This is a genomic window from Brevirhabdus sp., assembly GCF_052826345.1.
This window is the reverse complement of sequence record NZ_JBRBUA010000013.1, coordinates 51,881-65,745: the sequence shown is the minus strand read 5'-3', so window position 1 is coordinate 65,745 and position 13,865 is coordinate 51,881. Positions and strand designations below refer to the sequence as shown.

Genomic DNA, 13,865 nt, shown 5'->3' with positions numbered 1-13,865 from the left:
TCAGCGGTTGGGATTGCGCGCAGGGCTCAGTGCATCGACATCGGCAGCCACAGCACGATTTGCGGAAAGAAATAGACCAGATACAGCATCGCGATCTGGATCAGCAGGAAGGGCGCCGCGCCGCGCGCCAGACGGCTGAGCCGGATTCCCGAGATGCCGTGGATGGTGAACAGGTTCACCCCGATCGGCGGCGAGATCTGCGCGATCTCCATCGAGATCGCGGCGAAGATGCCGAAGGTCAGCGGGTGCATCCCGATCTGTTCGGCCACCGGAAAGAAGATCGGGATCGAAATCAGCAGCATCGCCGCGCTTTCCAGGAACATCCCCATAACGATGTAGGCCAGGATCATCAGCGTGACGGCCCAGACGCCGGTGGCATTTTCCACGATCGCCGCGGCGATCTGCTGGGGGATCTGCTCGAACGTCAGGAAATGCGCGAAATACTGGCCGAAGACGATCAGCATGATCAGCATCGCGGTGGTGGCGGTGGCGGACTCGGCGGCGCCAAGCAGCTTGGCCACGTTCAACCTGCCCTGCACCAGCCCCAGCACGGTGACATAGATCACCGAGAGCGCGCCGACCTCGGTGGGCGAAAAGATGCCCGTGTAGATCGCCACGATGATCACCACCGGCAGCAGCACCACCCCGAAGGACGAGGCGGTGATCGTCAGCCGCCGGCGCATCGGCACCTTGTATTCGGTCTTGATCCGCGGCCGCGACATCAGCACGTAGAGGGTGAACAGGCCCAGCATGATGACACCCGGCACCACGCCCGCGATGAACAGCTGCCCGATCGAGGTTTCGGTGATCACACCGTAGAGGATCAGCGGAATCGACGGCGGGATGATGATGCCCAGCGTACCGCCCCCCGCCACGAAGCCGCCCGCGCGCGCCTCGCCGTAGCCTTCCTTCGTCAGCAGCGGAATCGCGACCAGCCCCACCGTGGCCGCCGTCGCGATGCTCGACCCCGAGATCGCGGCGAAGATCCCACAGGCCAGGATCGTCGACACGCCCAGCGAATTCGGCACCGACCCGGCCCAGGCCTTGGTCACCTCGAACAGGTCGCGCCCCGCGTCGGTGCGCTGCATGATCGTGCCGGTCAGGATGAACAGCGGCAGCGCCACCAGCTCGAAGATCGAGGCGCCCTGCCATGAGATGTTGATGAAGTTGCGGAACACCTGGAACGGATCTTCCAGCAGCAGCGATGCCATGAACGCGGCCAGCCCCATCGACACGAAGACCGGCACCGACAGCACCATCAGCAGAAACAGAAGGAAGATCGCCACATAGGCGCCGTAGTCGTATATCAGATCGGTCCACATGGCTCAGTCTCCGACATGGGGGTTGGAGACCTCTTCGCCGGTGAGCATCATTACCAGCGTCTGCATGAACAGCCCCAGCCCGCCCAGCGGTATCGCCAGTTGCGGGATGAACAGCGGCACCTCGAGCATGGTGGCGGCCAGGATGCCCTTGGAAAAGGAGTTCCAGGCGAAATAGCTGCCCGCCGCGATGATCAGCAGGGCGAACCCCAGCGTGCAGAGCTGGGCGAAAAGATCCAGCGGGCGGCGCAGCGCGGGGTACATGTCGCGCAGCAGCGTCACCCGGAAATGCGCGCCGGTGCGCACCGCCAGCGCATTGCCCAGGAACCCCAGAAAGATGAAGGCATAGAGCGTCGTCTCGAAGACCCAGATCGTCGGCGCGCCGAAGGCGCGGGCGATGGCCTCATAGGTGATGGGGATCGACAGCAGCAGCATCAGCGCGATCGAGATGTAAGTCAGCGCCTTGCCAAACATGCGCGCGGGTTCAAGCATGGGGTCGCCCTTTTGTGATAATCGGGTTTTGCGTTTGCGCGACCCGCAGGTCGGCAGCCGAAGGGGTGTCGAGTCGAGCGGGCGGCACCCGGGTTTCGGGGCCGGTTTCGGAGTTGGTTTTGCGGCCGGTTTCGAGGCCAGCTTTGCGGCCGGGAAGGCACAGCGGAATCAGGCGGCCCGTGTGGGAGATACGGGCCGCCGCGCCCCGGCGCGGCCGGTCACCCGGCGCGCGCGCAAGGCATCACTTGGCCGCGATAAGCTCGACCAGCTCGGCGGGATAGGTCGCGCGGGCATCGTCGGCCAGGGGCTCCAGCTTGGTCGCGAAAGCATCCCAAAGCGGGGTGCCGGGCTTGGCGGCGGTGACGGTGTTGCCGCTGTCGCGCACCACCTGAACCAGCTTTTCGGTGCTGTCGATGCCGAACTGCTGCATCTGATCGCGCGCCTCGGTGGCGGCCGACATCAGCTGATCCTGCTGCTCGGGGCTGAGGCTGTCGAACTTGTCCTTGTTCATCACATAGCCATGCAGCAGCGTGCCCAGGACGCCGTTCGGCATGAACATGTGGTCGGTCACCTCATAGTGCTTCAGCCCGACCGCGCCGCCCAGGCCGCCAAGCGCACCGTCGACCGTGCCGCGTTGCAGCCCGGAATACACATCGCCCACGCCCATGATGGTGGGCGCGCCGCCCAGGGCCTGCACCACGATGCCCGATCCCTTGGAATAGACCCGGATCGCCTTGCCCTCGAAGCTTTCGGGGCCGGTCACCTCGAAATTCGACGACAGCACCGGCGGGCCGATGTCGAACAGCGCGATGATCACCGCGCCCGCGTCGCGGAACTTGGCGTCGAAATAGTCGAAGACCGGGTTGCCGGGCTTCATGTTGTCACGCGTCCATTCCATCGAATGGGTCCACAGCGGCGTGGTCAGGATCGACACCTCGGGCACCTGCCCCGACCAGTTGTCGAGCGTGGTCAGCGAAATGTCGACGGTGCCCTGCGGGATGCCCGAGGCCACGAACTGCTGCTTGAGCATCTCGCCGCCCATGAAGGTCTTCATCCGGAACTCGCCGCCGCTCTTTTCCTCCAGCAGCTTTTCGAAGACGGGGACGAATTTCTCGACCTGGAAATGCTTCGGGCTGCCCCATGTCGACAGCGACAACCGTTCGGCCGCCTGCGCGGCACCCGCGCCGATCAGGGCCGCGGCCGACAGGCTGGCGGCGGCGTGCAGTATCTTGGTGAATTTCATGTTCGGGTCTCCTCCCTGCGAAATGCGATGCGCGGCGGTGCGCGCCGCCACTTTTTCCCCGCCTCTCCCAAAGCGGCAAAAATTGCTACGTAGGTATTTGTGCATAGCAATATTGTGCCGTCAACTTATTTCGGTATTCTGCTATCACATCGCCCGACCCACTCTGCGAAAGGCCCGATATCCGTGCAGCACGCCCAAGCCACTTGCGAAGATTTCATCAGCCGCTATTGGGACCCCTCCGATGCCATACCCAAGCACGAGCGTCTGCGCCGCGCGTTCACCGAATCGATTCACGACGGCTATTGGATGGCCGGGATGCGCCTGCCGACCGAGGCGGAGCTGGTGCGCGCCTCGCCCTGCGGACTGGGCACGGTGCAGCGCGCGCTGCGCGCGCTGGTTGCCGACCGGCTGGTGATCCGCAGACAGGGCAGCGGCACCGTGGTGGCACGGCTCAGCCGCAGGTTGGACGAACCCTGGCACATCCGCTTTTCCGATCCCGACAGCCCGGGCAGCTTTCTTCCGGTCTATACCAATGTCGTCTCTCGCACGCTCTGCCGCGAACGCGGCCCTTGGTCAGATGAGATCGGACAGGACGGTCAGGCGCTCCTGCGTATCGACAGGGTGTTCACGGTCAGCGACAAGCTGCGCCTCTACGCGGTGTTCCGCGCGCTGTCGGACAAGTTCCCGGAACTGACCCACCTGCCGACCGCGGATCTGGACGGCACCAATTTCAAGACGCTGATCGCACAGCGCTACGACCTGCCGGTCAGCAAACTCAAGCAAAGCGTCAGAATCACCGCCCCGCCCGCGCTGGCGGTTCAGCACAGCGATTGCCAGGCCGACCGGCCCGTGCTGCATCTGGTCTTCACCGCCTATTCGCTGAAGGACGTGCCGGTGTATCATCAGGAATTCTTCGTGCCGCAGACCGACATGCTGCTGAACCTCAGCTAGCCGCGCTTTCCCCGATCACCGCGCCGATGTGGGCCGCCGCGTCGCGCGCGTCCACGCGGGCCTCGCGCACCAGCCAGTCGAAATGATCGCTCAACGAGCGCACCCGGCCGCTTTCGCGGAACGCCATGTAAAACCGCCCCATATAGACCACCGCCAGCCGCGGTCCGAACACCGAGGCGGGCGCGCTGTAGACCTGGCGCGCGTCGAACAGGAAAAGTTTCATCTTGGGGTACATCCGGTCGCACAGATCCGCGATGGCGCGCAGCTGCGCGTGGCGGGTGGCACGGTCCAGCCCCGCGTAATAGCCGGTGCCCTCGGCGCAGGATCTCACCTCATGCAGCGGCAGCGCGATTTCGTAATCCGAGATGCCCGACATCAACCAGTCGCGCAGCTGTTGCGTCGTGCCGATCGCATGCTGCGCGCCATGTTCGCGGATCCCGGCATATTCCCAGTCGAGCATGGCATCGGTCTTGAGGATATCGGGCAGGGTCGCGGGCACGTGGCGCACGCGGTATCCCGCCGCTTCCTGATGCCAGCCCAAAAGCTGCGCATCGGCGGAGCTGCGTTCCGCCGGGCTGACCGCGACGGCGGCCGCCACGATGTCGCCGGGGCGTTCGGGACGGTCGGTCAGCCCCAGCAGCCAATCGGTGCTGACCCCGAGGACTGCCGCCGCATCCGCCGTAAGCTGCGCACCGGGCAGCCGCGCCTGATCCGGGCGCAGCACCTGCCCGATGGTGGAGCGGTCCACGCCCGTGGCCCGCGCCAGCGCGCTGCGGGTCATGCCCTTGCGGTCCATTGCCCAGCTCAGGCGCTGGCGGAATGCTGCGGATCTGTCGCGCTTGTCGATAATAGTCACCAAACCGATTTTTTATCTTCTCACGGGTTATTGTGCAGCAAAGACACAGAATGTCCACAGACGGGGCGCCACGATACCAAGGGCGCAAAACCAAGTGAAAGGCGCTCGATATGGACAGCAAGATCAGGATCATGGTCAAGGCCGCGACGTGGCAGGGCGTGGGGCTGATCGTGATGTCGGTGATCGGCTACGGCTTCACCGGCTCATTCACCACCGGCGGGGGCATCGCGCTGGCGGGAGCGGCGACGGGCTTTGTCAGCTATTTTCTGCATGAAATCTGCTGGTCGCGGATCTTGTGGGGGCGCGACCGGAGCAGCGCCGCCGATGTGCAAAGATCACAGGCCGGGGACGCCTAACCGCCCCGCTGCCGGTCGAGAAACCGCTCGAACGCCGCCAGCGACACCTCGGAGACGTGATGCTCCATCCCTTCGGCATCCAGCTCGGCTGCTTCCTCGGGCACACCCACGGCGATCAGGAAATCGACCACGGTTCTGTGGCGCGCGCGCACCCGGTCGGCCAGGGCCGCGCCCGCTTCGGTCAGAAACACACCGCGGTAAGGCCGCGACACGGCCAGATCCTCTCGCTTCAGCCGCGCGACGGCCTTGGTGGCGGTGGGATGGGTCACCCCCATGCGCGCGGCGATATCGGTGATACGCGCCTCGCCCATTTCCTCGATCAGATCGCCGATCATCTCGACATAATCTTCGAGGATGGCGACGGCCTGCGCCGCGCGCGCCTGGTCAAAGCGCGCAGTGTGCTGGGCCGTGTGTCGAGCCGTCTGCCGGGGGTCGTTCCGCGGCGGGGTTTCGGGCGCATCGGGCATGGGGGCGCCTTTCGTGCTATGGCCCTCGGTGGGGTGTTTTGTAGCTCTCGGCGCCCCCGGATGCAAGCGCGCGATCAGATTGCAGCCACGGCTACAATTCCCTCTCACATGCGCCCTGCCGGGAACGTGATGCGCCTTTTCACGTTTCATCGGAAAGTGATCGGTGCAGGTGCGGCACAATATTAATGCCAATTGACATTAATGTAGCCTAGGCATTATTTCAGCACCAAGGCATTCAGACAGGCAGACATCATGCTGAGCTTCTCGACCGGGCGGACCCAGGAAGCGATGGCCGAGGTGCTTGCGGGCACACGGCGCGGACCCCGCGCGGCGCTGCTCTTCGCAGGCCCCGCCATCATCGCATCCGTGGCCTACATGGACCCCGGCAATTACGCGACGAACATCCAGGCCGGCGCGGGCTACGGCTACGCGCTGCTATGGGTGGTTCTGGTGGCGAACCTGATCGCCATGCTGTTCCAGGCTTTGTCGGCAAGGGTGGGCATCGTCACCGGGCAGAACCTGGCCGAGCTTTGCCGCGACCATTTTCCCCGCCCCGTCACCTGGGCGATGTGGGGGGTCAGCGAAATCGCCGCGATGGCCACCGATCTGGCGGAGTTTCTCGGCGGCGCCATCGGGCTCGCGCTTTTGTTCGGGATACCGCTGATCTGGGGCATGGTGATAACCGCGATCGTGACCTATGCGATCCTGATCCTCGCCGGTCAGGGGTTCCGCCCGATGGAGCTGATCATCGGCGCTTTCGTCGGTGTCATCGGCCTGTGCTATCTGGTCGAGATCTTCATCGCTCCCGTCGGCTGGACCGATGCCGCGCTCGGCATCGTCATGCCCTCGCTGCCCGATACCGCCGCGCTGACCATCGCGGTGGGCATCATCGGGGCCACCGTGATGCCCCATGCGATCTATCTGCATTCCGGCCTGACCCAGCATCGCGCCGTCGCGCGCGACGATACCGACCGCCAGAAGATCTTGCGCTTCTCCAACAGGGAGGTCGTCCTGGCGCTGGCGGCGGCCGGCCTGGTCAACATGGCGATGGTGATGATGGCCGCGGCGGCGTTTCATTCGGGCTACAGCGAAGTGGCCGAGATCGAGACCGCCTATCACACGCTCACACCGCTGCTGGGCGCGGCGGCGGCCTCGGTCTTTCTGCTGTCGCTGATCGCCTCGGGCATTTCAAGCTCGGTGGTGGGCACGATGGCGGGGCAGCTGATCATGCAGGGCTTCGTCAACATGCGCCTGCCGATCTGGCTGCGTCGGCTGGTCACGATGGTGCCCGCCTTCGCCGTGGTGGCGATGGGGGTGAATGCGACCGAGGCGCTGGTGATGTCTCAGGTCGTGCTCAGCATCGCGCTGCCGGTGCCGATGATCGCGCTGATCATCTTTTCCGCCCGCGCCGACGTGATGGGGCGGTTCCGTATCGGGCCGGTGACGCGGGCGCTGGCGATGCTGGCGGCGGCTGTCGTGCTGACGCTGAATGCGGTGCTGCTGGCGCAGATCGCGGGGCTGGGGTTCTGACGCGGAAAGGCACGGGCGGGCCCCTCCGGCGGGACCGCGCAGCGCGGGGCCTTGCCAGGGCCGCCGCGATCCTCAGCCGTCGCCCCCCGTCAACGCCAGGGCGCGCTCGGCAAAGCGTTCGGCCAGCGGCCCCACGCGTGACGCGTCGTGCGACGACGCCGTGCCCGCCGCGGCACGGTCCGCGATGCCCACGAAGATTACCGAGAAGCGGAACAGCGCAAAGACCTTGTGAAACGGCAGCAGATCGCCGGTCGGTACGGCGGCGGCGTAATATTCCGCGATGAAATCGGCCTCGGACGGAAGGCCGAGTCCGGGCAGATCCAGTCCCAGCAGCCCGCCGTATTCCTGCGGCGCGCTGTGCCAGGGCATGCAGCAGAACCCCAGATCGGCCAGCGGATGGCCCAGCGTCGAAAGCTCCCAGTCCAGCACGCCCACGACTTCGGGACGGCTGGGGTGAAAGATCATATTGCCGACCCGGAAATCGCCATGCGCGATGGCGACCTGGCCGTCATCGGGCGGCAGCGCCGCGCCCAGCCAGTCGATCACCCGGTCGAGCGCCGGGATGCGCGGCGCGGGCGAAGCGTCGTACTGCCCCCTCCATCGGGCGAGCTGCCGTTCGAAATAATTGCCGGGGCGGCCGTAATCGCCCAGCCCGATGCGCTGCGGCTCCTGCGCGTGCAGCGCGGCCAGCGTACGCGCCATGCTCAGATACATCGCGCGGCGTTCGGCGGGCGGCACACCGGGCAGGGCGGCATCGCCGAACACCCGCCCCGCAATTCGCTCCATCAGATAGAACGGCGTGCCCAGCAGCGCCGGGTCGTCGTGGAACAACACCGGGCGCGGCACCGGCACGGGCGTCTCCGACAGCGCGCTCAACACGCGGAATTCGCGGTCCACGGCATGGGCGCCACGCAGGATCGGCCCGTCCGGCTGCTTGCGCAGCACCATGTCGCGCCCGGCGTAGCGCAGGAAATAGGTCGGGTTCGACTGCCCGCCGCCGACCCGCTCCAGCGTGAAATCCTCCGCCGCCCCAAAGCGTCCGGCGAGAAAGCCACGCAGCACCGCCGCGTCGAAATCGGTCGCCGCCGCGGGCGCGCCGGTCATTGCGCCACGTCCCACTGCCAGAAATCGCGCGCCTCGGCGGCCATGTGGGTGTTCAGCACCATCTTGTGCACCTCATCGGCGCCGTCGACCAGCCGCGCCTGCCGGGCATAGCGATAGATCCATTCCAGCGGCGTGTCGGTCGAGTAGCCGCGCGCGCCGTTGATCTGGATCGCGGTATCGGCGGCCTGATGCAACAGATTGGCGACATGCACCTTGGCCATAGACACCTGCTTGCGCGCATAACGGCCCTGGTCCAGCTCCCAGGCGGCCTTCATCACCAGAAGGCGCCCGATCTCGATCTGCATCCCCAGATCGCCCAGCATCAGCTGAATGCTTTCGCGATCGGCCAGCCGCACGCCGAACCCGTGGCGCGTCTCGGCATAGTCGCGCGCGATTTCCACGCAGCGCCGCGCCAGCCCCAGCCAGCGCATGCAATGGGTCAGCCGCGCAGGCCCCAGCCGCATCTGCGTCAGCTTCAGCCCTCGGCCCTCTTCCAGCAGGATGTTCTCGGCCCCGATCTCCAGCCCGTCGAAGACCAGTTCGCAGTGGCCGCCGTGTTCCTCGGGGCCCATGATCGGGATGCGCCGCTCGATCCGCCAGCCGGGCTGGTCGCGGTCGAACAGGAAGGCCGTCAGCCCGCGGCGCGGATCGTCCGAGGTGCGCGCCATCAGGATGAAATGCTGCGCCTCCTCGGCGCCGGTGATGAACCACTTGCGGCCGTGCACCACATAGCTGTCGCCGCGCCGCTCGGCGGTGGTGCGCATCATCGACGGGTCCGACCCCGACCCCGGCCGCGGCTCGGTCATCGCGAAGGCGGAGCGCACGCGCCCCTTGACGATCGGCGCCAGCCAGCGGGCGCGCTGCGCGGGGGTGCCCGCCTGTTCCAGCACCATCATGTTGCCGTCGTCGGGGGCGGCGGAATTGAACACCACCGGCCCGAAGATCGAGCGGTTCATTTCCTCGTAGCAGACCGCCATGCCGACCTTGTCGAGCCCCCCGCCCCCGGTTTCCGGGCGCAGCTGCAAACACCACAGCCCCGCCGCGCGCGCCTTGTCGCGCAGCGGCTCCAACCGTTCGGCGCGGATGTTGCCATGCGCGTCATAGGCGCCGCGATCCGCCTCCACCGGCAGGATATGTTCGGCAACGAAATCGGCGATCCGCCTGCGGGTCTGCTCCAGCTGCGGGGAAATGGTAAAGTCCATCTGGCGTCCTTATAGCGATGATACGAGATGGCCGCCGTCGACGGCCAGCGACGCGCCGGTGATATAGCTGCCCGCGTCCGAGCACAGCAGCAACAGCGCCCCGTCCAGATCGCCCGCCTGCCCCAGCCGCCGCTGCGGAATGCGCTTGATCATGGCCTGCCCCGCCTCGGTGGCGAAGAAATCGCGGTTGATGTCGGTTTCGATGTAGCCGGGGCAAAGCGCGTTGACCCGGACGCCGTGGCGCGCCCAGTCCAGCGCCAGCGCCTTCGACAGCTGGATCACCCCGGCCTTGGATGCGGCATAGGCCGCGATGCCGCCCGCGACCCGCAGCCCCGTGATCGAGGCGATGTTGACGATCGCGCAGCCCCGCCCCGCATCGCGCGCGGCGCGCGCGGCCGCCTGCGCCACCAGAAAGCAGCCCTTGAGGTTGGTGTCCAGAACGCGGTCCCATTCGGCGGGGGCCAGATCCAGGCTGCGCCGCGCGTCGCTGACGCCCGCGTTGTTGATCACGATATCGGGCGCGCCCGCGCTGTCGAACACCGCCGCCACCGAGCCCGCCTCGGTCACATCCAGCCGCAGGCCCCGCGCGCTGCCCCCGCCCGGCTGCGCCGCGATCTGAGCACATGCCTGATCCAGCGCCTCCTGCCTGCGCGCGGCCAGAACGACATGCACCCCCCTGCCCGCCAGAAGCCGCGCGAAATGCAGCCCCAGCCCGCCCGAGGCCCCCGTCACCAGGGCGGTCTTGCCGCTCAGATCGTCGAACATGGCCGCTGCCTCCCGTTTTTTCGTCCCGACGATGGTTTCGGAAATCGCCACCGGCAGCAACCCCCGCGACCCGGCCCGGGCGCAGGAAATTTTCGCAGCGCGCCGGGCCCTACCCATGCCTCTGACAGCACATGTGTTTCCTGGCATTTCCAGGCGCACCCCGCGCCGCCGTCGGCAATTCCGCCACCCCGCGCTTCCCGCGCGAAATTTAATTGAAAAACCCCTTGCTTTTAGGCGCGACTCGCCTCATTTGCCAAACTCAAGACGCCAACGCACGCGCCTCTGGCCGGTGGGCTCGACCCACCCGTGTTTACGTAGCGACGGTAACGTCTCCCTTGGAAGTGAGCGGTCATATCTTTGGCCGGGTCTATTGGAGATGACCATGAACGCCTACGTAACCGATTTCGTCGGACGTGTCGCCGATGCACAGGCCAACCGCATTGAAACCTATATCCGCGCGCATGATTTCGATCGCCCGACGCTGGTGCTGGACACCGAAGTCGTGGCCGCGAACTTCCGCGCGCTGAAGGCGGGCCTGGGCCACGCCGACATTCACTATGCCGTCAAGGCGAACCCCGCCCGCGAGATCGTGGAAGAACTGGTCAACCTCGGCTCGCATTTCGACGCCGCATCGCGCGGCGAGATCGAGCTCTGCCTCAGCCTGGGCGCCGCGCCCGACACGATCTCCTTCGGCAACACCGTCAAACGCGGCTCCGACATCGCCTTCGCCCATCACGCGGGCATCGAGCTTTTCGCGGCCGACGCCGAGCAGGAGCTCGAGAAGATCGCCCTCCACGCCCCCGGCGCGCAGGTCTACATCCGCCTGATCGTCGACGCGTCGGAGGCCGACTGGCCGCTCAGCCGCAAGTTCGGCTGCGCCCGCGACAAGGCGCTGGACCTGCTGGCACTGGCGCGCGATCTCGGCCTGCGTCCCGTCGGCTTTTCCTTCCACGTCGGATCGCAGACCCGCAAGGCCGAGATGTGGACCACCACGCTCGACCAGATCGCCGCGATCTGGGCCCAGGCGCAGGCGGCGGGGTTCGACCTGTCGCTGCTCAACATCGGCGGCGGTTTCCCCGCCTTCTACGGCGAGGAGATCGAGCATCCCACCACCTACGCCGCGCGCGTGATGCAACTGGTCGAGGCCCGCTTCGGCCATGTCGCCCGCGTGATGGCGGAACCCGGTCGCGGCCTCGTCGCCAATGTCGGCATGATCGCCGCCGAGGTGCTGCTGGTGTCGAAAAAATCCGAGCAGGACATGCACCGATGGGTCTATCTCGACATCGGCAAATTCTCCGGCCTGGCCGAAACCATGGACGAGGCGATCCGTTACCAGTTCACCACCGACCGCGACGACGAGGCGACAGGTCCCTGCATCCTCGCGGGGCCCTCCTGCGACAGCGCCGACGTGCTGTACGAAAAACGTCCCGTCCAGCTGCCGCTGGGCCTGCGTTCGGGCGATCGCTTCATCATCCGCTGCTGCGGCGCCTATACCTCAAGCTACTCCTCGGTGGGCTTCAACGGCTTCCCGCCGCTCGACGTGGTCGTGATCTGACCGGACACCGCCCGCCACGACGCCCTGCCTGACCCCCGCGCGCCCCATCGGCGGGCGGGGGTCTGTGCTTTCGCGCGCCGCCCCCTTCATTGTCGTCCATACATCCCCGCCGGAGGCATCCCGCCCCCGCCGTCCGTTCCCGCCGACGGCTCACAGCGCCCGTTCCGCCGCCGACTGACAGAGCCCGTGCCGCACGCTCTTGCACGGCACAACCTTCTACGCCACAAATCCGCGACCGCTTCAATTCAAGGACCAGACAATGCCGGGGTTTTCCGACGACCTGCTCTCCCAGATCCGCGACCGCTTCGCGCATGTCGACAGCGATCCCTGGCAGGGAGAGCGCATCTTCTTCGAGAACGCCGGCGGCGCGCTGACGCTGAAATCGGTGGTGGAGACCTCGGCCGAATTCGCCGCGATCCCCGACAATCAGGGCCGCGCCAACGCGGCCTCCCGCGCGCTGGTCGAGGTGATCGAACGTGCCCGCGACGACGTGCGCCTGTTTTTCAACGCGACCGGCGGGCAGGTCATCACCGGCGAAAGCGGCACCGAGCTGCTGTTCCGCCTGATCGGCACCGCCATCCTCGGGCGCGGCAAGGGGCTGGTGCTGGGCTCCACGCTGGAACACCCCGCCTCCGCCTCCGCCGCGGCGCGCTGGTCCGAGGTCGCGGGCATGGACTACGTGCAGGTGCCGCATGACGATGCCACCGGCACCGTCGGCGCCGAGGCCTACGCCCCCGCGATCCATCCCGACACGGCCGTGGCCACCATCCTGCACACCTCTCCGGTCACCGGCATGGGGGTCGACGTGGGCGCGATCACCGCCACAATCCGCAAACGTGCGCCCGAGTGCATCGTGATCGTCGACGGCATCCAGCACGCGGCCCACGGCCATATCGACGTGGATGCCTATGGCGTCGACGGCTACGTGATCTCGCCCTACAAGGTCTTCTCGCGCCACGGCTACGGCGTCGCCTGGCTGTCGGACCGGCTGGCGGCCCTGCCCCACAACGCGCTGCGCGGCGGACCCGAGATGAACTGGGAACTGGGCACCCGCGACACCGGCTCCTACGCCACGATGTCGGATGTGGTGGGCTATCTCGACTGGCTGGGCGGCGCGGTTTCCGACGCCACCGATCCCCGCGCCCGGATCGAGGCCGCGGCCCGCGCCATCCACGAACACGAACACGCGCTGACCCGGGCGATGCTGCACGGCACCGGCAACCAGACCGGCCTGGCGGAACTGGACGGGGTCGAGGTCCTGGGCGGCATCGACAACCCCGCGCGCGAGGGGCTGGTGTCGCTGACCGTCCGCGGCAAGGAGGCGCCCGAGGTCGTGGAGGCGCTGAACGCGCGCGGCATCCGCACCCATTCGCGCAAGGCGGATCATTATTCGGGCAACATCCTCAACCCGCTGGGGCTGAGCAGCTGCGTGCGGGTGTCGATGTGTCACTACAACACTCTGGGCGAGGTCGCCGATTTCCTCGCCGCGATGCGCGAGATCTCGGGCACCGCAGGCTGAACCGCACGCGCCCCTACACCCGACAAAGGAGAGAGACGAATGCTGACCATCAAGCGGCTGGACATCGAGGAGGCGCGCAAGCTGATCGCGGGTGCCCGCGCCAGAGCAGACGAGATCGGCGTGCCCATGTGCATCGCCGTGACCGACGAGGGCGGCAACCTGATCGCGTTCGAGCGGATGGACGGCGGCAAGATCACCTCGATCACCCTGGCCATCGACAAGGCCTTCACCGCCGCCGCGGCGCGCAAGCCCACCCATGAATACGGCACGGCCAGCCAGCCGGGCGCGCCCGCCTACGGCATCGCCTCGGCGATCGGGGGGCGGCTGATGGTGGTGGGCGGCGGGCTGCCGGTGATCGCGGGCGGCGAGGTCGCGGGCGCCATCGGCGTGAGCTCCGGCACGCCCGAGCAGGACCGGGAAGTCGCACAGGCCGGGATCGACGCCCTCGCCGCCGGGTAGCACAGCGGCGGCGCCCGCGCGCCGCGCGCCCGAATGCCCGCGCGCCC

General features: G+C 67.0%; 14 protein-coding genes. 6 read left to right on the top strand and 8 right to left on the bottom strand.

The window, feature by feature from the left end; genetic code table 11:
• Positions 1–26: 26 nt before the first annotated feature.
• The 3 genes from ACU0BR_RS01775 to ACU0BR_RS01765 form a co-directional block, all read right to left on the bottom strand.
• Complete coding sequence (locus ACU0BR_RS01775) at positions 27–1,322, bottom strand: TRAP transporter large permease (RefSeq protein WP_446155123.1); 1,296 nt, start codon at positions 1,320–1,322, stop codon at positions 27–29.
• 3 nt (positions 1,323–1,325) lie between these two features.
• Entirely contained in the window at positions 1,326–1,811 is a 486-nt protein-coding gene (locus ACU0BR_RS01770; protein WP_446155122.1) for a TRAP transporter small permease, read from the bottom strand.
• 241 nt (positions 1,812–2,052) lie between these two features.
• Positions 2,053–3,054 carry a TRAP transporter substrate-binding protein gene (locus ACU0BR_RS01765; RefSeq protein WP_446155121.1) on the bottom strand — a complete coding sequence of 334 codons (1,002 nt, stop codon included), beginning with the start codon at positions 3,052–3,054 and terminating at the stop codon, positions 2,053–2,055.
• Between the two features lie 183 nt (positions 3,055–3,237).
• Here ACU0BR_RS01765 and ACU0BR_RS01760 point away from each other — a divergent pair, with 183 nt between their 5' ends.
• Positions 3,238–4,005, top strand: a complete 768-nt coding sequence (locus ACU0BR_RS01760; protein WP_446155120.1) for a GntR family transcriptional regulator — start codon at positions 3,238–3,240, stop codon at positions 4,003–4,005.
• Here the strand turns inward: ACU0BR_RS01760 and ACU0BR_RS01755 are convergent.
• On the bottom strand, positions 3,998–4,861 hold the full coding sequence (locus ACU0BR_RS01755; protein WP_446155119.1) for a helix-turn-helix domain-containing protein: 864 nt from the start codon (positions 4,859–4,861) through the stop codon (positions 3,998–4,000). The two genes, ACU0BR_RS01760 and ACU0BR_RS01755, sit on opposite strands and share 8 nt — an antisense overlap.
• A gap of 110 nt (positions 4,862–4,971) precedes the next feature.
• Between ACU0BR_RS01755 and ACU0BR_RS01750 the strand changes: the two genes are divergently transcribed.
• Entirely contained in the window at positions 4,972–5,217 is a 246-nt protein-coding gene (locus ACU0BR_RS01750) for a DUF2061 domain-containing protein (RefSeq protein ID WP_446155118.1), read from the top strand.
• On the opposite strand, the gene mntR is transcribed toward ACU0BR_RS01750, so the two are convergent.
• Complete coding sequence (gene mntR / locus ACU0BR_RS01745; RefSeq protein WP_446155117.1) at positions 5,214–5,684, bottom strand: manganese-binding transcriptional regulator MntR; 471 nt, start codon at positions 5,682–5,684, stop codon at positions 5,214–5,216. The genes ACU0BR_RS01750 and mntR overlap by 4 nt on opposite strands.
• A gap of 252 nt (positions 5,685–5,936) precedes the next feature.
• On the opposite strand from mntR, the gene ACU0BR_RS01740 reads away from it, so the two are divergent.
• A complete protein-coding gene (locus ACU0BR_RS01740; protein ID WP_446155116.1) occupies positions 5,937–7,214 on the top strand; it encodes an Nramp family divalent metal transporter in 1,278 nt (425 codons plus the stop codon).
• A gap of 72 nt (positions 7,215–7,286) precedes the next feature.
• On the opposite strand, the gene ACU0BR_RS01735 is transcribed toward ACU0BR_RS01740, so the two are convergent.
• The 3 genes from ACU0BR_RS01735 to ACU0BR_RS01725 are packed head-to-tail and all read right to left on the bottom strand — an operon-like array spanning position 7,287 to position 10,285.
• Positions 7,287–8,318, bottom strand: coding sequence for a phosphotransferase family protein (locus ACU0BR_RS01735; protein WP_446155115.1), 1,032 nt, complete (start codon positions 8,316–8,318; stop codon positions 7,287–7,289).
• A complete protein-coding gene (locus tag ACU0BR_RS01730) occupies positions 8,315–9,520 on the bottom strand; it encodes an acyl-CoA dehydrogenase family protein (protein WP_446155114.1) in 1,206 nt (401 codons plus the stop codon). The genes ACU0BR_RS01735 and ACU0BR_RS01730 overlap by 4 nt, the downstream gene beginning before the upstream one ends.
• Positions 9,521–9,529: 9 nt before the next feature.
• Entirely contained in the window at positions 9,530–10,285 is a 756-nt protein-coding gene (locus ACU0BR_RS01725) for an SDR family NAD(P)-dependent oxidoreductase (RefSeq protein ID WP_446155113.1), read from the bottom strand.
• Between the two features lie 382 nt (positions 10,286–10,667).
• Here ACU0BR_RS01725 and ACU0BR_RS01720 point away from each other — a divergent pair, with 382 nt between their 5' ends.
• From ACU0BR_RS01720 to ACU0BR_RS01710, 3 genes are all read left to right on the top strand, one after another.
• Positions 10,668–11,840 carry a type III PLP-dependent enzyme gene (locus ACU0BR_RS01720; protein ID WP_446155112.1) on the top strand — a complete coding sequence of 391 codons (1,173 nt, stop codon included), beginning with the start codon at positions 10,668–10,670 and terminating at the stop codon, positions 11,838–11,840.
• A gap of 259 nt (positions 11,841–12,099) precedes the next feature.
• The gene (locus tag ACU0BR_RS01715; RefSeq protein WP_446155111.1) at positions 12,100–13,359 is read left to right on the top strand and encodes an aminotransferase class V-fold PLP-dependent enzyme; all 1,260 of its coding nucleotides are present in this window, start codon (positions 12,100–12,102) and stop codon (positions 13,357–13,359) included.
• Between the two features lie 39 nt (positions 13,360–13,398).
• Positions 13,399–13,818, top strand: a complete 420-nt coding sequence (locus ACU0BR_RS01710) for a GlcG/HbpS family heme-binding protein (protein ID WP_446155110.1) — start codon at positions 13,399–13,401, stop codon at positions 13,816–13,818.
• Positions 13,819–13,865 lie beyond the last annotated feature (47 nt).

Bases quoted from the DNA above. Each gene is read 5' to 3' on its own strand.
- ACU0BR_RS01735 (WP_446155115.1), bottom strand. From the start codon at position 8,318: ATGACCGGCGCGCCCGCGGCGGCGACCGATTTCGACGCGGCGGTGCTG.
- ACU0BR_RS01715 (WP_446155111.1), top strand. From the start codon at position 12,100: ATGCCGGGGTTTTCCGACGACCTGCTCTCCCAGATCCGCGACCGCTTC.
- ACU0BR_RS01740 (WP_446155116.1), top strand. From the start codon at position 5,937: ATGCTGAGCTTCTCGACCGGGCGGACCCAGGAAGCGATGGCCGAGGTG.
- ACU0BR_RS01725 (WP_446155113.1), bottom strand. From the start codon at position 10,285: ATGTTCGACGATCTGAGCGGCAAGACCGCCCTGGTGACGGGGGCCTCG.
- ACU0BR_RS01710 (WP_446155110.1), top strand. From the start codon at position 13,399: ATGCTGACCATCAAGCGGCTGGACATCGAGGAGGCGCGCAAGCTGATC.
- ACU0BR_RS01720 (WP_446155112.1), top strand. From the start codon at position 10,668: ATGAACGCCTACGTAACCGATTTCGTCGGACGTGTCGCCGATGCACAG.
- ACU0BR_RS01750 (WP_446155118.1), top strand. From the start codon at position 4,972: ATGGACAGCAAGATCAGGATCATGGTCAAGGCCGCGACGTGGCAGGGC.
- mntR (WP_446155117.1), bottom strand. From the start codon at position 5,684: ATGCCCGATGCGCCCGAAACCCCGCCGCGGAACGACCCCCGGCAGACG.
- ACU0BR_RS01730 (WP_446155114.1), bottom strand. From the start codon at position 9,520: ATGGACTTTACCATTTCCCCGCAGCTGGAGCAGACCCGCAGGCGGATC.
- ACU0BR_RS01765 (WP_446155121.1), bottom strand. From the start codon at position 3,054: ATGAAATTCACCAAGATACTGCACGCCGCCGCCAGCCTGTCGGCCGCG.
- ACU0BR_RS01775 (WP_446155123.1), bottom strand. From the start codon at position 1,322: ATGTGGACCGATCTGATATACGACTACGGCGCCTATGTGGCGATCTTC.
- ACU0BR_RS01770 (WP_446155122.1), bottom strand. From the start codon at position 1,811: ATGCTTGAACCCGCGCGCATGTTTGGCAAGGCGCTGACTTACATCTCG.